Here is a 22,686-nt window from a genome sequence, read left to right on the forward strand (position 1 = left end):
CAATAGAGTGGGAGTGACCGGTACTGGCAGGCAATGTCGGGCAACGGCAGGCATCAAGCATTGGTCTATACAGAAAGAGAACATAATGAGAATATTGCCATCTCCATGGAAAGGAGAGCGATATGTCTCACGTTGCGAACAGGGAAGTCGCACCACCCGGGCCGCTGTATCGACGCCACCGGCCGGAACAGAAACTTCTCTATCAGATCATCGAACGCCATTACCCGGCGTTCAGGGACGTGATGGCCGCGCAGGGCAGGCCCTTGCCCCGGCACGTACAACAGGAATTCGTCGATTACCTCAAATGCGGCTGCCTGGAGCACGGCTTCCTGCGGGTACAATGTACGTAATGTCACCATGAACAACCTGGTTGCGTTCAGTTGCAAACAAAGAGGTTTCTGACCAAGCTGCGGCGCAAGACGCATGGCAGAAAGTGCCGCACTGCTGGTCGATGAGGTGTTACTGGAACAACCGATACGCCAATGGGCGCTGAGTTATCCTTTTCAACTAAGATTCCTGTTTGCCAGCCGCTCGTAACTGATGGGTCGGGTGCTGGTGATCGTGTATCGGGCCAGCTGATACAACAAGCGGAATTCACCCGGCAAACCGCGCAGACCTTTGCGGTGACGCTAATCCAACAGTTTGGCAGTGCACTCAATCTAATGTGCATTTCCACTTGCTGTTTCTGGACGGCGTTTACACCACCACGACCTGGGGTAAGAGCCGGTTTCATCGTACCAGCGCACCCAAGCAGCAGGAATTGACGTCACTGGTGTATACGATCAGATACCGGGTTGCCGGATTTCTGGAACGGGAAGGAATCCTTGAGCGAGATATGGAAAACAGCCACCTGAACCTGGAGGCGGGTGACGAAGACCCCATGCAACAGGTACTGGGCTGCTCGGTGAGCTACCGCGTTGCCGTCGGCCCCCAACAAGGCCGCAAGGTGTTCAGGTTACAGGCCATCCCTTCCTGGGGAAAGGATGAGCGTTTATTCTCCTCTATCCTTTACAAACAACCACCCTGTTTCGACCGCTGTTCTTGGCCTCGTATAGATTCTTGTCGCAGGTCTTCATCCAATGCTTCCAATCTCTAACTGAACTCAAGCCAGCCACGCCAATACTGACTGTTACCTTACGATCGGGTATTAATGAAAGATTTTCAATACCCTTTCGTATTTTTTCTGCCATGTCGATGCTATTGGCTTCATCGGTATTGTAGAGCAGAATCAAAAATTCCTCTCCGCCGATTCTGAATATTTTGTCACTGTCTCGGAGGAAATCCTTCAAGAATATTCCAAGCTGTACGAGGACGTGATCGCCAATATCATGGCCTAGTTCATCATTAATCTTCTTGAAATGATCAACGTCCATGATGATTAGTGTGAATGGAGTATTTGTTCTATTAGCTTGATGTATCGCCTGTTCCAAAGAGTCTTTAAGTAGTGTTCTATTGTACAGATTGGTTAGCTTGTCAGTAATCGCCTGCTTTTGCAGCTCGCTATATTGCATGGCTATGATATGAAGAAAAATAGCTGAATATGCACTGACCAATAAGAATGTTACGGTGAATCTGGTGGCTTCGTGTATCTCAAAGAGTTGCCAAGCTTGTGGCAAATTAACCAGAGCAAATAAAATATTTGACATCCATGCCTGACGCTCTGTCATCATAAAGTAATATAAAAGTACTGTTGAATAGCACCAATAGGTACCGGTTATTCCAAGTAAATTTGTTAGATAGGCTACAAAGAAAGTCGTAAAAGGGGTTAACCAGATAAACGTATAGATGGTTTTATATGTTTTCCTATGACAGCTCCAGGCAACCAAATAAAGACTCAACGAGGTAATTACAGCGCCTATACCAATTCCTACGTGTTGATAAGTCAGGTGATAATAAGCAAAAGGCAATATCAGGGTTCCGGCGGTGACAGAAAGCCAGAATGTGGATCTAAGATGAAAATCTGTTTGATACCGGGAGGTTAAATCTTCCATATATGTGTGGAACCTATGGTTATTTTAAATGTTTATTCCATAATAACATTTATTTATAAAGGCACCTGAATACATCTTGCGCCAACAAATTTGCTGATAACAGCTTCGAGTTATTCCGTAATAAGGACACGCAAAGATCTGTTTCTTGATGGTATAAATCAGATTATTCCTTGGCAAAAAATTTACTGCTGCCATTGAATCTTTCAATCCCGATTCCGAGAGTGCAGGTTGACATTTAGAAAACCTGTTTAGCCCTAAGACCGAAAGGCTCCTTTACCGATAAGGTCGATACGCACACACTTCATAGCGTCCAGAAGAGACTCTTCTTTAAAGGAATAGGCCGGATATCCGGAAGCAATCATGCCTCAGAACAAAGAGTCATGCAAAATGGAATGGGATGCAGCCCTTTACAGATGTTAATGGACCGCGCCTGGTCATGGTGCAAATCAAAGAATATTACTACTCTAACCATGAAGAGGAAAAATGCGCATAAAGATAATATGAATATGGACGATATCACAATAGATTGACAGTTCACATCTAATGGAGGGGATTCACTGTGATCGGTAATTACAATAATGTTAGTACATCTCGACCAGAGGGAATTGAGAAAAAGCGCGCCTGGCTTGTAGGTGGCGGTATTGCATCGCTGGCGGCGGCTGCGTACTTGATAAGAGACGGCCATATGGCCGGCGAAAAGATCACTATTTTGGAACAGCTCGATATAAATGGTGGTTGTTTGGATGGTAGCGGCAATGCCATCGACGGCTACATTATGCGCGGTGGGCGGGAGATGGAGGCTCACTATGAGTGTACATGGGATCTGTTTTCGTTTATTCCTGACCTGAAGCGTAAAGATCCTGATGTGCCATTCACCAGCCCTGAGCCAGAACTTGTTTCCGACCCGGAACGTACAGTTTTAAAGCGGATTCGTGATGTCAACCAATGGGACCCCAACTCTTCAAAATGCCGTCTGATGAGTAACTGTGGTGACCCGGATCGAGACCCTTCTTTAGGGCTCTCCTCGAGCCATGTGATGGAACTGACGAAGTTGACCCTGAAGACTGAAGAAGAACTTGGTGCAACAACCGTGGAAGAGTTTTTTTCAGATTCTTATTTTAAAACCAATATGTGGTATTTCTGGACATCGATGTTTGCCATGGAGACATGGCACTCGGTAGTCGAGATGCGGCGCTATATGCTGCGCTTCATGCACCTGATGCCGACGATGAGCATACTGGAACATATTCTGTTTACCACCTACAACCAATATGAATCCATGGTTTTGCCTCTGCAAATCTGGCTTAAGGGTAAGGGCGTTAACTTTGATACGAAAACTCAGGTCACTGATCTGGACATCGAGATTGTCAACGGTGAAAAGACCGTGACCGCTATTCATCTGCTGCGTGGCTCTGCAGAGACGAGTGAAACGATTGCCACAACAGCAGACGACCTTGTGTTCGTTACCAATGGCTCAATGGTGGAGAATTCCACTACAGGCAATACTCATGAACCTGCAATTCTTAATCGGGAGACCGGTGCTTGCTGGCAGTTGTGGAAAAATATTGCTGCAAAAGATCCTGCTTTTGGCAGGCCTGAGGTTTTTTGCTCAGACATCGACAAAAGCAAGTTTGTCTCTTTCACCATTACTGCGACAGACTCGCCGATTGCGGATTTGCTAAAAGAATTTACCGGCGTGGATCCCTATTCCCACAAAGCAGTGACCGGTGGCATCATGACGATCAAGGATTCGAGCTGGCTCATGAGTGCAACCTGCAACCGACAGCCGCAATACAGGAGTCAGCCCGTCGGTGACTACCAGCCAAAACAGCACAAGGATGACCCGGACAAAAACGTACTGGCTATCTGGGCCTACGGCCTGTTTCCGGACAATATTGGTGACTTCGTGAAAAAGAAGATGAGCGATTGTACCGGTGAAGAACTGCTTACAGAGCTACTCTACCATTGGGGAGCCAAAGACCAGATTCCCGCTATTATGAAGACGGTCAAAGTTGTCCCTTGCATGATGCCATATATCACCAGCCAGTTTTTACCACGCGTCAAAGGTGACCGTCCGGAAGTTATTCCTGAAGGAAGCAAAAACCTTGCCTTTTTAGGGCAGTTCGCCGAGATACCTGATGATTGTGTATTTACCGTCGAGTATTCAGTTCGCTCGGCAATTATGGCTGTTTACAAACTACTTGGCATAACGGATAAGACCCCGCCAGAAATTTACTCCTCCAAGGACGACGTGCATGTAATCATCAAGGCGAGCGAAACGATGTACAACGGCAGCATTCCCGGAGAACACATTCTGAGCCATCTGTTGAAAGGTACAAGCCTGCAAGGCTTGCTGAAATGATCTGGTGAGTAACTAATATTGTCTTTCCTAATCTGTTATTTATAACGACCTTGGAAACCACGACTCATGTTGAATAACCAATTTATGGATCATAGTATAAAAAAAACGATAAAGCCTTTGGTTCTACTTCTATCCGTTGTTGTTTTGTGTATATACACAACCGCCGGAATAACAGCACAAGACACAACGGATCCACAGACGGGAAAAACCATCATTTTGGCTATTGATGGTGGGGGAATTAAAGGGGTTATACCTGCGACATTTATTCAGCATATTGAATCCTCGTTAAGGAAACCGTCCTACCAGTTATTCGATGTAATAGGAGGAACATCTACCGGCGGCATAATCTCTGCCGCTCTCACCACACCCAAAAAAACCACTGGCAGCCCTTACACCGCCGAAGAAATAGTAAATATATACAGCCATGATGGTGACAAAATATTTCTGGCTCAGGGGTGTAAGATTGATCAGTGCGCCACCTACTACGCCGATAACGGTAAGGGAGGAGGGGTTGAGCCCTACTTGCAAAAAATGTATGGCCAGGACGTTTCACTTATTAGTAGTCGCGATAAAATACAATCTTTAGCCGGCAACCGCGTAAAACATTTGTTCACTACTTCTTACATTGTGAATAACAGCCAGAAAAAAGTATCAGAACCTGTTCGCGGCGAAAACTTTGGTCCCTATCTTTTTAACTGGTTTGATGCTGTCAATAGCCCTGCTACCGATAACTACTATGTATGGGAGGCCGCCAGGGGAACGAGTGCTGCCCCAACATATTTTCCCATTGCTAATGTGGGTGGTAAAAAATCCCCCAGGTCTGCAGCGGCCAACAAGTGGGTAGTTGACGGTGGAACCATGTCTAATAACCCCGCTATTTGGGGCGTCACGGAAGCCTTAAGAACAGGTTTGGCCTCGCGCCTGGAAGACATAGTTGTTATTTCCCTGGGGACGGGAATATATAAAGGTGGTGCAGGTGTAGGCATTAATAGCAATGCGATAACGGATATAGTTCCAGTAGGTGGTAATTGGAGCACGACCCCCTGGATGGTCGAGAAGTTGGACGACCTTGAGGGCGCCGATCACAATAGGGGTGTATTGATAGGCATCGTGCTTGATGCCGTTCAAACGGTCACAAACAGCCAGTTGACTGCCTTGAAACAAGCAGGACTCAAATATTATCGGCTCGAGCCTGATCTCACCTACACGCAAAGTCATATGGATAACATACATCCGCGCAATATTCAGTCATTAATTGCAACCGCTAATGTGTACATAGAAGGAGAAGGGGCAGAAACATTCAAGGCTATTTTGAATGAATTGCAGTAACGAGTAGTAGCGCGAATACGAACACCGCGAATATCTGGGTTAAAACTTGCGAGCTTAAAGCTTAAAAAGCTTAATGGGACACCCGTTAATTGTGTCGATACCAGACTCTATTTCTAACTCTGTTTAATACCGACTATGCCATGACAAGACGATAACTGCGCAATACTGCACGCTGACCTCGATGCCAACTCTTTTTCTGCGTCTGGGCATATGCCTTGATTCGATCAATTGCACCCAATACCGAAAAGTAATTTCGATTGTAGTATCTGACGCTTGTCAACCAGGCATCCGGATTCAAACCAATCCTCTCTAGGATTGGTGCAAGTTCACTTGGTATCGCACCTTTTTTATCCTCGCGTATGGCTCGCCCTGTCCAATCTACCAGGCACAGATAGTCATTCAGCTCAAAATCAATGCACTTCACGGAGCCTTTCTCTCTCCCGCTCTTAAAAGGATGAAGCTTTGTCGGTTGTCGTTTTGGCCCCAGCTTGGCTTTGTTCTCGGATCGTCGCTCGGCATAAGCCTCGATGCGTTCTTGGACCGATGTGAAATCCGAACGCTCCGGTGTCTCTGCCAATCCTGCCCGGATGGGATTGAGATCGACATAGCTCATGCAGGTTAGCAGCGCTCCTTCGTCCAGCAGGGCCTGACTCTTGAACCGTCCTTCCCAGAATCTTCCCTTGCAGTTGTCCTCCGCATTGGCTTGTAGTGCAAGGTGTTCGTTCAAACAACGCATGAACCAGCTGATATCATAAAGGCGTAATCGCCACTTCTCTATCAGCTCTGATAGTGCTTCCCATTCCGCCCTGCTCATCACCTCACCCGCCAGATAACGATCTGCCAGCATGTGGCCTTTATATAACCGGTTCCATTGTTCGATAACCTGCTGATCCGTCATACCGTTGGCCTTGTCGGCATCCACATGCAGAACAACATGATAGTGGTTGGATATGATGGCATAGGCACACACGTCGATAGCGAAAATGTCGACTAATTCCTGTAGTCGGTCGAGCACCCATTGGCGACGATGTTCAAAACTTTGGCCTGTATAGGGATCTTCACCACACAACCAGGCACGGCGTACGCAGCGGGAGATACAGTGATAGTAAGGGGTGGCTTCCAGGCTGACTAAGGTTTCGCGAGCGCGTGTCATCACAACCTCCTTGTTGTCCATGATGATTTCCTTTAACCCTACATCTCGTAGGGTGAGTTCGCAAGATTTTTACGGGTGTCCTCAAGATTTAGAGTTAGGACAGCGGTCATCAAGACCTAGTGGGTGCAGAGGTGGTGGGGGTTCTTAAATCTCATCAGGGCTCGGTGCGTATTACGCACCATTGAGAAGCCGGATATATGTCTAAGACCGTATTTCTCTCAGGCTGTCATCCGTTGGGTAAGTGGAAATAATTATGATCCAGTAATTACTTGACTTACTTGGGGCGTCCATATATGTCCTTATTTTTCTTATTTTTCACCCTTCCCAATTACAGGCTATAGTTGGAATTACTCGAGAGTAAGTATTTGAGAGGAGGAGAAAGAGATGCGGCAGTACACACAGGTTCTCACGAGTTTACTAATATTATTTGCTGGAATCTTTGCTGTAAGCGGTGCTATGGCAAATCCCTATAAGCAGATGGGTGGGATGTACGGAATGCAACCTGCTGGCATGGCAGGTTATGGAAAGCATATGGGAAGCGATCGGGGTGGAATGCACCATGGGCATCATTATGGTCACCACGGTGGTCACAGTAAGCTGCTGAGCCCACACTGGAAGACGACACTTACCCCAGAGCAACGGTTTCGTATTGATAAGATGCACTTGGATTTCACAAAGGCGAAAATGACCTTGAAATCTAAAGTAAAGGCGTTAAAGACGGAACTCGCCATATTATCTACTGCCGATCAGCCGAATTCCGCGGCAATTGACAGCAAAATCGAAGAACTGCTGGATGTTAAGAAGAACATCATGCGTATCCGTTACTCACATATCGTTAACATGCGCTCGGTGTTGAACAACGAGCAGCGACTATCCTATGACCTGGATGTCCTCAAGAGAGCGAAGCTAGGCAAAAAAGGTAAAGCAAGACACCATTAGTAAACAGTAAAGGGGTGGAGCGAATGATAATTATTATTCGCTCCGCCCCCATTTTCTCTGCTTTCTCGTTTTTCTCTGAGTGCCGCTCTTAACTCACAAATGAAGCCTTCAACATCGACATCGAGACCTGCAGTGCCTGCGGCGGTGCCATGAAGGTGATTGCCTGTATTGAAGATCCGGTAGTGATCAAGCAGATTCTCGATCACCTGAAGCATTAAGCAGAAGCCAGTAAGCCCAGAGGGCTGCCCAAATGCCGGGCGCCACCGACTAAGTCGCACCACCATCCGTCAGCTACTGCTGGACCGGGGTGAAGCTATTCACCGTTATAGTGCGGCAACCACACCTTGGCACGCAGTCCGCCCTCCGGTCGATTCATCAGGCTAAGCTTTCCGCCATGGGCATACACGATGGTTCTCGCCACAGCGAGCCCAAGTCCGGTCCCCCCGGTTTCGCGATTGCGTGAGGCCTCCAAACGGTAGAAAGGAGTGAAGACCGCTTCCAGGCTCTCTTCCGGGATACCGGGGCCTACGTCATCGATGACGATTTTGACCCCCTCACTGAGTTCATTGAGCCTGACGGCGACGGACGCACCATACTTCAACCCATTATCGATGAGGTTGTTCAAGGCACGCTTCAGTGCGATTGGTCGACAAAGAAAGATCAATTTTTCGGGGCCTGTGTAATTCACATCACCACCCAGATCGGCATGGTCATCCAACAGGCTTGTCAGCAAGGCGGCCAGATCGGTCGACCTGGCGGCTTCGTCCGCCGCCTCGTCCCGTGCAAAGCCAAGGGTGGCGGAGAGAATGGACTCCATTTCAGCCAGGGTGGCGAGTGTCTTCTCCCGCATCTCGTCATCTTCGATATATTCGGCCCTGAGCCGCAATGTGGTGATCGGTGTACGCAGGTCGTGTGAGACCGCGGCCAGCATCTGCGATCGGTCGGAGATATGCCTCTGCAGGCGCTCCTGCATCTGGTTGAAGGCTCGTACGGTATTGCGCACCTCGCGCGGTCCCTTCTCCGCCAAAGGCGGTTGCGCCTGACCGAGACCGAAACGGTTGGCCGCATCGGCGAGTTGCGCCATCGGGCGTGCCATCCTTCTTGAGATATAGAGGCCACTGAGAATCACCAGTACCAGCAACAGTGCCAACAACTGCAGGGTCTTGCCCGCCCAGGGCGGCGGTCCCTCGAAATTGTCTGTGTGGACGTTGAGCCACTCCCCCTCCCACAAGCGGATGGATATGCTGACACCGCCGAAATCGCGTGGGTGACCCGGCTTATGCCGGTCATCCCGCTTATCGCGGAATCCCCTCTCATGCCCATCGAAGGCGATACGCACCCTGACTGACGACTTATCGTCGAGATGCAGCCGGCGTCTCAATTCGTGTGAGATCCTGTGTTCCAACGGGTGTCTGGGCGGTGAGTTCACACGTGGCTGATCACCCAACACGATATCGTCACCCTTGCCGGCAACCCGCTCGATGATTCGCAGACGCTCCTCGTCATCCGCATCCTCCAGCAGGCGCGCCAGCGTCACCACGCGATCCAGTAGATGAAATCGATTGCGCTCGTCGAAACGCTCCCGGCGTTCGTCATGCAGCAGCCAGGCACTTCCGATGATCAACACCAGTGTCATGGCAATCAGGAGCGACAGCGTGCGCCCCGCCAACGTATCAGGCCACAGGTGCATGGTGCTTCACCTTGGGGACGAAAACATACCCGCCACCGCGAACGGTCTTGATAATCTGCGGGTTCCTCGGCGGATCGCCGAGCTTGCGGCGCAGGCGGCTGACCAGGGTATCGATGGAGCGGTCGAAGGCCCGTGAATCCCGCCCTCTCGCCAGATCGAGCAACTGATCCCGACTGAGCACCCGACCGGGACGGGTGACGAACGCCATCAGCAGGGCGAATTCCGCTGTGCTGACCGGTACCAGGGTCTGTGCCGGATCGATCAGCTCCCGTGCTTTCGGCAGTAGCGTCCAGCCATGAAACTCGAGCCTCTCCGGCGCCTCCTGATTGACCCGCTCATGCGCGCCAGCGGTACGGCGTAGGATCGCCTTGATGCGAGCCAGCAGCTCTCTTGGATTAAACGGCTTGGCCAGGTAGTCATCGGCCCCCATCTCGAGACCGACGATACGATCGGTCTCCTCCCCCATCGCCGTCAGCATGATCACCGGAATGTCGGATTCGGCACGGAGATTCCGGCACAGCGACAGACCGTCTTCGCCAGGCATCATGAGATCGAGGACGATCAGGTCGATGGCGGCGTCGGCCAACACCCGTTTCATGATGACGCCGTCCGCCGCCGTTGTGATGCGATAGCCGTGGTCGCTGAGAAAACGCTCGATCAACTCGCGGATCTCCGCATGGTCGTCGACGACCAGGATGTGGGGCTGCTTATCCATGGTAGAGAGTCTACCGCAACTCATCGTGCCGCCGTAGGGAACTTTGTGACCGATTATGGCAACCGGACCGGTTGACACATGTCGTCACAAAAAGGCCCTTTTCTGACAACTTCCGAACACATTTCAGGCGTGAAATAGCAATTGTCGAAGAGACACACCCACTACAACACGAGGATTAATTCATGAACAAGATAGCAAAATACACCGCTATTTCCGTTGTCGTCGCCGCTACCGGACTGACCGCTTTTGGCGCCACCGCCGGCTGGGGAGACTATCGCGGCAACTGTGACCGTACAGACATGGGCGACAGACATACCATGATGATGAAACGGATGAAAAAGAGTGAGTTGATGGCAGATCGCGATCTGAATCTGACTTCAGACCAGGCCAGGACGCTGGTTGAAGCGCGACTGATCATGCGCGGCAACGATCGACTCAAGGTAGGCCAGATCAGTGAGAAGGACGAGGAGACCTATCTGGTCGATATCGTTACGGTAGACGACTCGCTGGTACGACAGATAGAGGTTGACCGGGACAACGGCCTGCCGCGTGGACCTTTCGGGCCCAAGCGTTAATTCTCAGGCGTATCACCACGGAAACGACCCGCCTGGGCGGGTCGTCAGCTTTTAGAAAATCAGACAATAGATTTAGGGAACACAATGAACCGAATCAATACACGACAATGGTCAACACCCATCATTATCGGTACCGGCATTTTTGTCGCCATATCCGGCGTGTTGATGTTTTTGGGCGTACACAACCCCATTGAACAGGCCCATGAATGGATCGGCCTAGCCTTTGCCTTCGCCATTGTTCTACACATACTCAACCACTGGCCTGCATTTAAAAACTATTTTACGCAGCGACAGGCTGTCACGATTGTAGGTGCTGTCGCGATTGCGACCTCTGTTTTCATCGGCTCGTCGATGACCCAGACTGGAAGCAATCCGATGATGAGCATGATTCGAAGCTATGAAAGCGCCCCGCTGACCGAAGTTGCCCCACTCCTTGATGAACCTGCCGACGGTGTGATGGCGAGATTCGAGGCAGCGGGTTTCAGTGTCGGGGATACGGATATGTCCATAGCGCAAATTGCGGCAGCCAACGGCGCCGATCCGAAAGCTTTGATACGAATACTGTTTAACTAGGACCTGGTGACAAATCTCGCTCTAAGACAGAGGGATTGCAGAAATCGATTGATCAGAGGATTTTTTACCGGGTTGAATGGTACTTACTTAATAAGTGGTCATGGTAAGGGTGATATGAGGATATTCTCTGATTTCATTCATCGTAATGGTGGGGCCCTGCCCCCACCAAAGCAGGTTAAAAACATGCACGAATTCTCATACTGCAGATCCTGCCTCCAGTTTTCTGTCTTGATATGCAGGGGTGTTGCGGTTATTCTCCTCAAACTTTCCATTGGCCCTGATTACCTTGCCAACGTTTCGGGTTGCCTCAAGGTAGCGACCTGATTCTTGATTACCCTACTGGTTTAGTGGATTGACCTCTCCATTGGTTAGCCCCTGAAATATAACGAGAAAAATGTCGGGGAGTGCAGATAAGCAAGAAAAGGACATGTTGATTTTGTAGCCAATACAGTTCTGATTGTATGGAGCAGGCAATAGTATGAGCATACATCCCACCGCCATTGTTGATACCGGCGCTGAACTGGGTCGCAATGTTTCCGTTGGACCCCACTCAATAATCGGACCCCATGTGGTCATAGGTGATGATTGCTGGATTGGGCCGCAGGTTGTCATCAATGGACCAACCAGGATCGGAACAGGGAACCACATTTACCAATTCGCCTCAATCGGTGAGGCGCCTCAGGATTTGAAATACGCGGGAGAGCCGACGCAGCTGGAGATTGGCGACCGCAACACCATTCGTGAGTGTGCCACGATTAACCGCGGTACGGTCAATGGTGGCGGGATCACCCGGGTGGGGGATGACAATCTACTCATGGCCTATATCCATATTGCCCATGACTGCACGGTTGGTAACGGGACGGTTTTCTCAAACAACGCCTCACTGGCGGGCCATGTTGACATCGGAAACCAGGTGATATTGAGCGGTTTCACCCTGGTTCATCAGTTCTGCTCTGTCGGTGACCACGCCTTTACGGGAATGGGGAGCGCCATCTCGAAGGATGTGCCACCCTACCTGATGGTGACGGGACATCCCGGTCAACCACACGGCATCAACAGCAAAGGGCTTGAGCGACGAGGCTTTTGCGCGGATGCGATCAAGGCGATCAAGCGTGCCTACAAGGTACTCTACCGATCCGGACTGCCGTTGGAAGAGGCGAAGCGTGAGATCGCGGCCATGGCCGATGAGGTTGAGGAACTTGCATTGTTTTCCCGATTTCTGGAACATTCCCGGCGCAGTATTATTCGATAGTGAATCACCGCTTCTGTTTCAGCCGTTCGCCACTTCACGAATAACATCCAGAATCCGATCGATCTGCGCATCCTTCAACTCGGGAAAAACCGGTAGCGACAGACACTGCCGAGAAATCCGCTCACTGACCGGAAGTGAGAGTCCCTGACACACATTGATAAAGACCTCCTGCTGGTGAAGCGGGATGGGATAGTAGATGGCACAGGCGATCTCGTTGTCGCCTAGAGCCTGCTGTATGGTATCTCGATTTTCCGCCAGCAGGGTGTACTGATGATAGACGTGATGGCCGATCCCATCCTCATAGGGAGGCGTAATCCCTGGCATCTCTGCCAGTGCAGCGCTGTAACGGTTGGCAACGCGGCGTCTATTCTCGTTGTAGTTGTCGATACGCTTCAACTTCACTCGTAAAATTATTGCCTGCAGCTCATCAAGGCGGCTGTTAAAGCCAATCTCGGAGTGATGGTACTGTTTCCAGCTGCCATGGTTACGCAATACTCGAAGGTGCTCTGCCAGCTCGGCGGAGTTGGTGGATACCAGACCACCGTCCCCGTATCCCCCAAGATTTTTACTGGGAAAGAAACTGAAACAGCCTGCCAGGCCTAAGTTACCAGTCTGCCTGGCGTTTATGTGTGCGCCAAATGACTGCGCACAATCTTCAATCACCAGGAGATCGTGTCTCTCGGCGAGTGACTGGACGGTGACCATGTCGACAGGTTGTCCGAAAATGTGGACAGGCAGTATTGCCCGGGTCCTTTCGGTGATGGCGTCCTCTACCTGGTTGAGATCCATATTGTAGGTTTGTGGATCGATATCGACAAAAACCGGCATAGCACCTAGGTAACGGATCGCCTCGGCTGTTGCGATGAAGGTGAAGGGAGTGGTAATTACCTCGTCACCTTCCCCGACTCCGGCGGCAATCAATGCCAAGTGAAGTGCGTCGGTACCGGAGGCGACGCCAACAGTGTGCTCTACGCCCAAGTATTCTGCACACTCCTTTTCAAAGGCGCGTACATTAGGTCCGAGTATGAACTTAGTTTCTTCCAGTCCTGCCAGAAGACCATTATCGATCTCCTCTTTGAGATCGAGATATTGCTGCTTGAGGTCTACCATCGGGATCATGATCTTCACCTGGCAGTGTCAACCGCCCAGTTGTTCGCTAATATCGATTGCCGTCTTTAGCGCCTCTCGTCCATCCTCGCCGGTAACTGGCGGCAAGGTGTCATTCCGGATAGCATCGAGAAAAGCGCGTAACTCAGCCATGATGGCATCTGAATTCTCAAAAACACTCTCTTCACTGGTGATTTCAGGAATACCGGGAAATATCTCCTTCTCTCCCTTGCGATGAATACTAAGGATCTTGTTCTGGAAATCGATCGAGATATAGGCGTCAGGTTGAAAGATGCGCATTTTGCGCTGTGGTTTCATGCTCACCCGGCTGGCGGTAACGTTAGCCACGCAGCCATTCTCGAATTTAATCCTAGCGTTTGCGATGTCATACTCCTCGGTCAATACCGCCCCCCCTTTGGCGTCTATTGACGCAATGGGAGAGCCCACCATTTTTTGGATGATATCAATATCGTGGATCATTAAATCCAGCACCACATTGACGTCGGCGCCACGTAGAGTAAAGGGAGCAAGACGATGGGATTCAATAAATTGCGGATCCTTGAGAACACCCTCAAGTGCCAGTACCGCGGAGTTGAAGCGTTCCAGATGCCCCACCTGAAGTACCCGCTGCTTGCATCGGGCAATTTCAATCAGTGCATCCGCTTCTGCAACGGTAACGGTGATCGGTTTTTCCAGCAGCACGTGAATACCGCTATCGAGAAATTCTTTAGCAACCTGATGGTGAAGCTGAGTCGGCACCACGATACTGACGGCGTCCACCTTGTTCAAAAGCTCGTGATAGTCGGATAACGCCTCTGTGTTGCACTCCTTGGCAACATTGGCGGCCGTATCAGGATCGATATCGACCACGGCGACCAGTTCCGAGTCGTCCAGTGCGGCATATTTTTGGGCATGGAATCGGCCGAGATAACCAACACCGATTACAGCGGTTCTTATTTTATCCATTTCTGTGTGAGCGCTATCGTATGTTGAATTAACAAATTTAGCTTATTAAGCATACCAACAGGGACTGTCCCCCCCTATTGAATTAGGGATTCTAAATTAAAGCAATGTGAAGAATACCGCAAAAAAAGTTGAACGCTTGAGCAGATATTATGTGGACTCACGCAGGATACCAATGACAAAAAGAGGTTTCCAAGTCGGCGAAACGGGTTCGAATCCCGTAACCCGCTCTAATATTCTTGTTTCTCAAAACCCCCCAATCATAACTTTGTAAATCCGCTCAACCAATCTCTCTACAGGGTGGAGAGGGGGCAAGTGGCCATTCTTATATTGGGTCCAGGTCGTTGGTCTCGGCGAAGAGAAAAGTGGGGGTGACCCGTTAAATGACACATCGTACCGAGTAGCTATTTCACTGCGTAACACACGTCAGCTGCATCCGCTAGTGGTGTCCATTCTACTGGGCCCGGCTTGATGCGTTCAATCGCAATACCCAGACGCAGTTACCAGACGGCGAGTCAACTCAAGCCAAACAGGACATGAGGCGAGGTGAAAGGGACGCCATTATCGGTTCGGATCGCCGCAGGGAGGCTAAACTCCCGGTACAAGCGCCCGAATACCGGTAATGCGCCGCTCACCTGCGTGGAATCCAGGGCTTCGCAGTCCAGCAGATCCGTTCCAGTGTGGCGTGAATGGTGCCAACCGCCGGCGGCTTGAGACAGAGGAGCGTGACATCCTGAAAAAGGCCGCAATATACTTCGCTAAGGAGTCCGGGTGAAGTACGGCTTTATTCGGAGCCATCGCCATGAGTTTCGGGTGGCAACGATGTGCCGGGTGCCCAATGTCCATCCGAGTGGCTTCTATGCATGGCCCAAGAGCCCGTTATCCAAACGGGCCAGGGAAGATCAGCGGCAAACCGGTCTACACGGTACAGCAACTGAAGGATAGGTTGCCTGGTGGCATGTTGTCCCAATTCAGCCGGAAGGCCGGGAAGTCAGTGTGAGGGGGTAGATTCAACAGGAAATACGGGCTGTTGAATCGATTGAGGCTGGATGGAAGGTTATTTCCGGTGTATCCTGCCTCCAGTTTTCTGCTTATATGCAGGGTGGTTGTGGTTATTCTCCTTATACTTCACATTAGCAGACACTGCGCAATGCATTGAGGCTTGATGGCACTGATTCAGTACCGATACTGCACAATCCTGGTAAGGTGTCTGAGGAAAGTTATGCGATTTTCTATTTTCCCGACTGCGGCTCTGTGCGGTTGTTCAGTGAAGTCTGCATAGCCACACTGGCCATACTTCGTGAAGTGGGTGTGGAGACGTTCATGCCACCTGGTTATCGCTGTTGCGGCTATCCACAAACCGCAGCTGGGCTGTACGACCGGGGACGCCAGATTATATCTGAGAACAGGATACTGTTTCATCGTATCGCCATTACCCTAAAATTACATGGATATCAAGACAGTTCTGATCTCCTGCGGAACCTGTATGGATCAACTCTACCTGAAAAATGAAGATACATTGAAGTATTGAATCAACTCAGGGATGGAGTAAAAACAAAATAGTCGACCTGAGATATAAGACTGGATTGAAAACACAAATAATTTAATAACCCGAAAATGGGAGGCATACATGGCGAACAAAAGATTTCAACCATCCGCATTAGACAAAGGCGTTCCCAAGCATATCGTTGATAAGGTAAACGCATCCAAGAAGAAGCAGCTCATCGGCCCCCAGTATCCCTATGAAAAAAAAATGGGTCGTGAAGAGTATGAAAAGGAAAAAGCAGAGCTTCAAGTGGAACTGCTGAAGCTGCAAAAGTGGGTGAGGGATACCGGAGAGCGCATTGTAATGATCTTTGAAGGCAGGGATGCCGGTGGGAAAGGAGGCACGATCAAGCGTTTCATGGAACATATGAACCCCCGGCAGGCTCATGTTATCGCTCTGACCATACCCAGTGAAAGGGAACTCGGCCAGTGGTACTTCCAGCGTTATATCAGTACGCTGCCTACTAAGGGAGAAATCACTCTCTATGATCGCTCCTGGTACAATCGCGGTGTTGTCGAACCGGTAATGGGATTTTGTACCCCGGAACAGCACAAGTTGTTCCTGAAGCAGGCTCCGATCTTCGAGCATATGCTTGTCGATGACGGTATTCGATTATACAAATTCTGGTTTTCCGTCAGCAGGGAAGAACAGTTCAGGCGCTTTAAATCACGTGAAACCGATCGCCTCAAACAGTGGAAATTAAGCCCTGTAGACCAGGATGGCTTAAAGCGTTGGGACGAGTTTACCGAAGCGAAGAATATCATGTTTGAAAAAACGGATGTTCCTTGGGCGCCATGGACAATCATTCGATCTGATGGTAAAAAGCGAGCCCGCCTGAATTGTATGCGTTATGTGCTCAACAGCCTGCAATATACGGACAAGAATAAGGAAATTGCCATACCTCCCGATCCCAAAATCGTTGGAAGTGTTGGAGAAATGTATAAGTATACATAGTGATTGCAAAAATTCTGGATACATTTTTTGTAGCATTTTCTCTCATAAACCCACAAACTGCGCATAAAACGGGATAGTCACCATTTAAAACAAAAACCACTACAGATCAATTCAGCGACAGAACCGGCAAGCTGGCCGGCTTCAGTCTGCCAAATGTGGTTGCAGGCAGTGTCAATTTTAACTGGAGTTATCGCCCACAGACAACAGCAGAACCTGGTGTGATCGAAGGTGTACTACAGAGGTAGTAGTACGCTGGTGTAACGGGCTAGCATTTACGGATAGAGTGAGCCCGTTACCCACCTGACTTGTTGAAGGTGTTATGGCTTGATCATTTAATTCAAGAGAGTGATTAATCATAGTATTTGGCCTGCCCAAAAAGTAGCTGCCTTCAAGGTAAAAGCTTTGAGTCCGGGGATTTGCGGGTTGCCTTACCTTTGTGAAAACACTAAATACTCTACGGTATTTTTTTGATCTATATCATGCCTAAGTGACTCGATTATCTGTGTGATGTCTATCTTTAGGATAGCAATCCAACGATTTCATAGCGGACTTATCCAACCATGATGAAAAATAACGACCAGAGGCGACGCCTGGCCTGGAGAAGCGCATTTTTTCTGCTTTTCATATTAGCCCCGCCTCTGGATATACTGCGTTTCGACCTCACTCAGAATCACCTCATCCTGTTTGGTTTTCCCTGGACACTCGGTATGTCGGCGTTCCAGGAAGGAACCATTGGGGCAATGGAGATGGGGATGCAGATGCTGCTTCGACTGTTTCTACCGCTCGCTTTGTTACTGACTCTTGGGGTCTACTTCGCTTGGAAGTGGGGGCGTCTCTACTGTGGGTGGCTGTGTCCGCACTTTTCTGTGGTTGAGATGATCAATTCCCTGATGCGTCGAGCCCATGGCAAGCTGTCCATCTGGGAGAAAAACCCGTTGCCCGAAGTACAACGTGACGGTACTCAAATCCAACCTAACAAGCGCTGGTGGCTAGTTACTGTCGTGGCGGTGCTGTTTTTTTCTTTCCTTTGGGCGGTTGCTCTGCTCACCTACCTGCTGCCGCCTAAGGAGATATACAGCAACCTGATCACAGCCAGCCTGACAAGAAACCAATTCGTTTTTATCGGTGTGGGGACTATACTGTTGACGATTGAGTTCACCTTTGCACGACATCTTTTCTGTCGTTTTGGCTGTGCACTGGGCCTCTTTCAGAGTCTGATCTGGATGGGGAACAAGAAAGCGATGGTTGTCGCCTATGATCGCAAACGGGCAAAGGTCTGCGTGAATTGTGACGCCTCCTGTGAACATGCCTGTCCCATGCGCCTGAAACCGCGCAGTATTAAGCGTCGAATGTTTACCTGTACGCAATGCATGCAATGTATTGCGGCTTGTGATGCCACTCAGCAGGCAGGAACCGGCAGCGGTTTGTTGAAGATGCTGGAGGACCAGTGTGCCTTGGACGTTTCCACGCGCGACTTCGGTTTCAAGCCTGAGGTACCTGAAGCCTGCTTCTCAAAAGAGAATGCAGGTAAGAGGAAGTGTTGCCATTGACCGGGATGGGTGACTTATCAGGTACCGACCCGACTTGCAGGATGCTTGGCCGGTTGAGCTGCAGCAGGGATTGTTTGACTGACGCTCTTATTCCGGTGCTTTGATTGCTGGCAGCGCAATCGGGAGTTTCCGTACGTGTAAGAAAGAAATACATTGGGGGTTGCCGGCGTATGTCCAATGGAAATTGAGGATTATCTGAAATGCGACCGTCTGGCGATTTTAATCGTCTTGGCAATTGAACTGTACGGCACCAATCAACTATTAATCATGTGGTTCGATTATGTCTGTCCTCTTGTAGACATTCAAGCCAGCGAAAGAAGTACCCCCTGGCCTGTTCCTCACCCGTCACCAGGTAGTGAAGTGCGTAAGAGTTGTTTAATGTGGACCTGAGTAACCGCTCACTCTGCTCTGTACCGCAAAACAGGATCCTGTCTCCCAGATATACCGACTCATCGAGACTTGGCAGCATGCTGGATTGTCCATCCCGGAAAATCATCAACGGCATACATGTAAGGATTTCGTTCCTGTCAGAGGGGTGGTGTAATAGGTTACTCAAAACTATTTTTTGACCTTGTTCACTGAAATCCACCATAGCCAGTGCATGCGCCCTATCCAGCGTAATACACCAGAGGTGTGGTTTTCTATTGCCAATGATAGTGGTTAATTTATCACTGATCTCGCCTGTGAGATGCTCTCCCTGTCCGTATAAATATTCAATCAATTGCTGAATATGTGGAGAGATTAAATATTTTAGTATTCGACGGGCGGTAGTCAGACTGGATTGCAATATCAAATCTGCGTGGGCTGCGTCGAATGCAAGCTGATTCTCATGATAATTTTGGCGCACAATGGTAAACACGGTTGGATTCACCACCTGCGCGCTCATCAGGATATTAAGGTTGTCTGAGTCACTGTCAGTACCCGCGACAATTCCGCTTGCATTGGCTAGGCCTGCTCTTTCCAACGTGCCGTGATCAGCATATCCATTAATGAACGATTCATCATCCGGCGCCTTGTCCACATTTGGATCGATGATAAGAGGATTAATATCATTTAACTTCATGTACTGATGCAGCCATTTTCCCATGCGTCCATAGCCGCATAATATCCACTTGTCACTGGGAGCCTTGAGAGGCTTGCCAAGTTGAACGCCCTTCGCCCTCACCAGCCAGCTGTTAAGATTATGTAGTCTTGGGGCTGTGATGGCCATACTCAGCAGCTGAGCGAATATTTCAAATGGATTAATTATGGTGACGTTATGTAGTGGCGACAGATGCTCTTCATGTTTGGGTGAAGTTGAGCGGCAAATAATATGAACATCAGGGTTCATAAACCGGGCCATAACAGCGATTTTGAGGTTGACCTCTTCATCGCCTGTTAATGCGATCACAGCCTTGCACTGCGGGTGTTTTACACCTGCATCCACCAAATGTTTAGGCGCGCTGGAATCACCGCACAAACCAGGCATTTTGATGTTGTAATCCCGCAAGGAAAGAGCCTTTATACGTTCCGGATCCCGGTCAATCACAACGCCAATGAGATGGTGATCACTTAAACCGCGCGCTAGGAGACTGCCAGTATCGCCAAAACCGCATATGATAAAAAAGGGATCGGATATTTGTTTCACAATTCTTGAAAATCGATATTCACTCAAAGCCTGAACAAAGTGTGCATTTCTTATTAATCCGATAATAGAACCGATTGCGTAGAGCCATGCTATTACACCCATGTACAGACAAAATATGGCCCATAGACGTTGTTCATCGGTAAACTCACTCGGGATCTCCCCGAATCCGGTGGTGGTGGCGGTATAAGTGAAAAAATAGAATGCATGAAACAAACTCATGTACTCGGTATTGCCGTCTGCGGATTTTCCGGGAATGAGAGCCATGCCCGTAATTCCGACCGCATAAACAAGGATAAGCACAAATATCGGCCTGCGCATATAGCGCAGGACCAGCATGGAAACCCGATCCAGTTCTGAGGTTGCCGCCATTAATTGAACCTCAACGGCGGGACATCAGTGTGTCTCCAATAAGGATGACAACGGAAACGATATTCGCCAACAGTGCGCCACTTGCCAGTGAAACGATCATAACCATGGACTCCGGGCCTGGCCCCATCTCTGTGTCGCTCTCAAAAACCACCCAAAATATTCGTGCTGTAATCAGGAGAAGATCCGCTACCAGACTGGCTGCTAGAAGCAACGCACCGACCTGGGAGCGGTCACCAAGTTTTAAGCCGGTTGCAATAAGGCTCACCAAAATCGCTATTGTGAGTATCCATACATTGTGATGTGAGGGGTTGTCGATATGGCCAATCACAAAAACAAAGTTAAAGGTCAATGAAAGAATGATAAAAAAACCAAAAGTTACCCTTTCCAAGTTCATATTAAATACTCGTACTAATATTCACACATAGTCAGATAGAAAATAAACGAAATGCTTATTTAACATGTACCCGGGACATTGGGGTAAACGAGGATCCCGAATCGTTTAACAGGCAAGCAGGATTTCTTAAACAATAGTTTAAGACAGTGATATTGCAATGACTAAATAAAGTGAGGAAGTTTTCTCTAGTATATATATCATTCCCCTCACTGTGGGTGTCGTAAAAGCAAGCAGTAATCGACGCAAATCCAATATGTCCGCAAATAAACGCAAATTTAGTGTTTTAACTGTCCTGTATGGAGGCGGTAGGTTTGGGTCTTTGTTGCGCCCTGTTGCACAGTAAATAATATATTTGCGTTCATTTGCGGACATAAATAATCATTCGCGATTATTCGCGGCTTACTTATACATCTCACTAAACCAAGACACCGATTAGGTGGCTGAATAGTGAGGGTGATCAGGAAAAGATTTACAGTTCAGGGACAAGGTGTAAAAGGTCGGTGTTAGAATGGGCCTGTGCTACGAAATGAATAACCGCCACCACTTTACTATTCGACCGACTCCCGGAGGAGGTCACGTATCAACGTCGTTGCCGTCTTGACATCGAAACCGCCGAAGCGTTGGAAACGAATACGCCCCTGCTTATCCAGGATAGCAATCTCCGGTGTCCCGCGGGTGTGGAACAGCTTCATCGTTTGTGGTGTAGGGTCATTGCCTTGATGCCGATCAACTCCAACCAGATGATTGATCCCCTTCTTTTTTAAATAGGGTATCAAACGTTCCGTCCGTTGGTAATCGTGACCCTCAAAAACCGTATGTATGCTCAACATGACGAGTTGGCCGGCGGCAATTTCCTCGGCAAAGCGCTGTTCCCATTGCGCCACTAGCGGGATCGAGAAATTATTACACCCCGGACACCACATCTGGAAAAAATCGATGACAACTACTTTGCCTTTTAGATCATCCAGGGTAACTCCATCACCATTGATCCACTCATCCACATCGAGTGCCGGTGCCATTGGGTAGGTGCCGGCTGTAAGCGGCGGAGTCATGAGGAGCATGGTAAAAAGAAGTGAAACAAAAGTCAGGTTTCTCATAGGGTGTTCCTCGTATAGTTCCGGCTTCCCGAACGGTGCGATTGCCGCCAGTCCGGCATTCCCTTCATTGCTTTCCTCAGCACCAGGGGGCCAAGGTCATGCAAGATCTGGTTGATTGGCAACAAGTTCATAGCTACTGGTTTTTTGTCGTGTTTGCGTGATTCGGATGTCAGGCGACTCTAGCACGCATGATCATGGGCATGGAAAAGTGGGCATGCTGATATAAAGAAGATATGCATGGTGGTAATTCTTTGTTTTGTCCCCTGATACTGACAATCTTCACTGCGCCAGGTTCAGTGCACCTTTATATCCGGTTATCTTGTCATCAATATATCATCGGTGCGATGATGATATGGTTGCGAAAATTAGCCTAATGACATACGGATCTAAGCACCTTGTTCATTAAGGGTGATTTTGGCGAATTCACTCTCTACCAGGCTAAACAGGGGCTATCGGCCGAGCCCTTGGTTTTGCCGCCACTGTTTGGGGATTCTATTGCT

The 22,686-nt window shown here is 49.2% G+C and carries 18 protein-coding genes and 3 pseudogenes; 11 read left to right on the top strand and 10 right to left on the bottom strand.

Annotated elements, in window-relative coordinates; all coding sequences use genetic code 11:
- Positions 1-122: 122 nt before the first annotated feature.
- Positions 123-979, top strand: a pseudogene (locus AB8516_RS15225) (transposase zinc-binding domain-containing protein); the annotation flags it as partial.
- A 22-nt stretch (positions 980-1,001) separates the two neighbouring features.
- Here AB8516_RS15225 and AB8516_RS15230 read toward each other — a convergent pair.
- Positions 1,002-1,991, bottom strand: coding sequence for a GGDEF domain-containing protein (locus AB8516_RS15230; RefSeq protein ID WP_369161929.1), 990 nt, complete (start codon positions 1,989-1,991; stop codon positions 1,002-1,004).
- A 559-nt stretch (positions 1,992-2,550) separates the two neighbouring features.
- Between AB8516_RS15230 and AB8516_RS15235 the strand changes: the two genes are divergently transcribed.
- Complete coding sequence (locus AB8516_RS15235; RefSeq protein WP_369161931.1) at positions 2,551-4,353, top strand: oleate hydratase; 1,803 nt, start codon at positions 2,551-2,553, stop codon at positions 4,351-4,353.
- 66 nt (positions 4,354-4,419) lie between these two features.
- Positions 4,420-5,682: a patatin-like phospholipase family protein gene (locus AB8516_RS15240; protein ID WP_369161933.1), complete on the top strand. Its 1,263-nt coding sequence runs from the start codon at positions 4,420-4,422 to the stop codon at positions 5,680-5,682.
- 133 nt (positions 5,683-5,815) lie between these two features.
- On the opposite strand, the gene AB8516_RS15245 is transcribed toward AB8516_RS15240, so the two are convergent.
- Positions 5,816-6,835, bottom strand: coding sequence for a transposase (locus tag AB8516_RS15245; RefSeq protein WP_369161935.1), 1,020 nt, complete (start codon positions 6,833-6,835; stop codon positions 5,816-5,818).
- A gap of 384 nt (positions 6,836-7,219) precedes the next feature.
- Here AB8516_RS15245 and AB8516_RS15250 point away from each other — a divergent pair, with 384 nt between their 5' ends.
- Positions 7,220-7,774, top strand: a complete 555-nt coding sequence (locus AB8516_RS15250) for a Spy/CpxP family protein refolding chaperone (protein ID WP_369161937.1) — start codon at positions 7,220-7,222, stop codon at positions 7,772-7,774.
- Here the strand turns inward: AB8516_RS15250 and AB8516_RS15255 are convergent.
- The 3 genes from AB8516_RS15255 to AB8516_RS15265 form a co-directional block, all read right to left on the bottom strand.
- Entirely contained in the window at positions 7,771-7,989 is a 219-nt protein-coding gene (locus AB8516_RS15255; RefSeq protein WP_369161939.1) for a hypothetical protein, read from the bottom strand. The two genes, AB8516_RS15250 and AB8516_RS15255, sit on opposite strands and share 4 nt — an antisense overlap.
- A 98-nt stretch (positions 7,990-8,087) precedes the next feature.
- Positions 8,088-9,464 carry an ATP-binding protein gene (locus AB8516_RS15260; RefSeq protein WP_369161941.1) on the bottom strand — a complete coding sequence of 459 codons (1,377 nt, stop codon included), beginning with the start codon at positions 9,462-9,464 and terminating at the stop codon, positions 8,088-8,090.
- Entirely contained in the window at positions 9,448-10,179 is a 732-nt protein-coding gene (locus AB8516_RS15265; protein ID WP_369163303.1) for a response regulator, read from the bottom strand. The genes AB8516_RS15260 and AB8516_RS15265 overlap by 17 nt, the downstream gene beginning before the upstream one ends.
- 182 nt (positions 10,180-10,361) lie before the next feature.
- Here AB8516_RS15265 and AB8516_RS15270 point away from each other — a divergent pair, with 182 nt between their 5' ends.
- The 3 genes from AB8516_RS15270 (at position 10,362) to lpxA (ending at position 12,579) form a co-directional block, all read left to right on the top strand.
- Positions 10,362-10,754, top strand: coding sequence for a hypothetical protein (locus tag AB8516_RS15270; protein WP_369161943.1), 393 nt, complete (start codon positions 10,362-10,364; stop codon positions 10,752-10,754).
- Positions 10,755-10,838: 84 nt separating this feature from the next.
- Positions 10,839-11,327: a DUF4405 domain-containing protein gene (locus tag AB8516_RS15275; RefSeq protein WP_369161945.1), complete on the top strand. Its 489-nt coding sequence runs from the start codon at positions 10,839-10,841 to the stop codon at positions 11,325-11,327.
- A 478-nt stretch (positions 11,328-11,805) separates the two neighbouring features.
- A complete protein-coding gene (lpxA, locus tag AB8516_RS15280; protein ID WP_369161947.1) occupies positions 11,806-12,579 on the top strand; it encodes an acyl-ACP--UDP-N-acetylglucosamine O-acyltransferase in 774 nt (257 codons plus the stop codon).
- An 18-nt stretch (positions 12,580-12,597) separates the two neighbouring features.
- On the opposite strand, the gene AB8516_RS15285 is transcribed toward lpxA, so the two are convergent.
- Positions 12,598-13,698, bottom strand: a complete 1,101-nt coding sequence (locus tag AB8516_RS15285; protein ID WP_369161949.1) for a DegT/DnrJ/EryC1/StrS family aminotransferase — start codon at positions 13,696-13,698, stop codon at positions 12,598-12,600.
- An 18-nt stretch (positions 13,699-13,716) separates the two neighbouring features.
- Positions 13,717-14,652 (bottom strand): Gfo/Idh/MocA family oxidoreductase, encoded by a 936-nt coding sequence (locus tag AB8516_RS15290; protein ID WP_369161951.1) that lies wholly within the window; start codon positions 14,650-14,652, stop codon positions 13,717-13,719.
- 712 nt (positions 14,653-15,364) lie between these two features.
- Here AB8516_RS15290 and AB8516_RS15295 point away from each other — a divergent pair.
- From AB8516_RS15295 to AB8516_RS15310, 4 genes and pseudogenes are all read left to right on the top strand, one after another.
- A pseudogene (locus tag AB8516_RS15295) lies at positions 15,365-15,570 on the top strand (IS3 family transposase); the annotation flags it as partial.
- A 216-nt stretch (positions 15,571-15,786) separates the two neighbouring features.
- Positions 15,787-16,162, top strand: a pseudogene (locus tag AB8516_RS15300) (heterodisulfide reductase-related iron-sulfur binding cluster); the annotation flags it as partial.
- Positions 16,163-16,279: 117 nt separating this feature from the next.
- Entirely contained in the window at positions 16,280-17,149 is an 870-nt protein-coding gene (gene ppk2 / locus AB8516_RS15305) for a polyphosphate kinase 2 (protein WP_369161953.1), read from the top strand.
- A 560-nt stretch (positions 17,150-17,709) separates the two neighbouring features.
- Complete coding sequence (locus tag AB8516_RS15310) at positions 17,710-18,699, top strand: 4Fe-4S binding protein (RefSeq protein ID WP_369161955.1); 990 nt, start codon at positions 17,710-17,712, stop codon at positions 18,697-18,699.
- A 265-nt stretch (positions 18,700-18,964) separates the two neighbouring features.
- Here AB8516_RS15310 and AB8516_RS15315 read toward each other — a convergent pair whose 3' ends face one another.
- The 3 genes from AB8516_RS15315 to AB8516_RS15325 form a co-directional block, all read right to left on the bottom strand.
- Entirely contained in the window at positions 18,965-20,695 is a 1,731-nt protein-coding gene (locus AB8516_RS15315) for a TrkA family potassium uptake protein (RefSeq protein ID WP_369161957.1), read from the bottom strand.
- A gap of 10 nt (positions 20,696-20,705) precedes the next feature.
- Complete coding sequence (locus AB8516_RS15320; RefSeq protein WP_108295014.1) at positions 20,706-21,089, bottom strand: DUF6394 family protein; 384 nt, start codon at positions 21,087-21,089, stop codon at positions 20,706-20,708.
- A 548-nt stretch (positions 21,090-21,637) separates the two neighbouring features.
- Positions 21,638-22,186, bottom strand: coding sequence for a TlpA family protein disulfide reductase (locus tag AB8516_RS15325; protein ID WP_369161960.1), 549 nt, complete (start codon positions 22,184-22,186; stop codon positions 21,638-21,640).
- Positions 22,187-22,686 lie beyond the last annotated feature (500 nt).

Origin of the sequence: Candidatus Thiodiazotropha sp. LNASS1 (assembly GCF_964212655.1) — a bacterium.
Lineage (GTDB): Bacteria > Pseudomonadota > Gammaproteobacteria > Chromatiales > Chromatiaceae > Thiodiazotropha.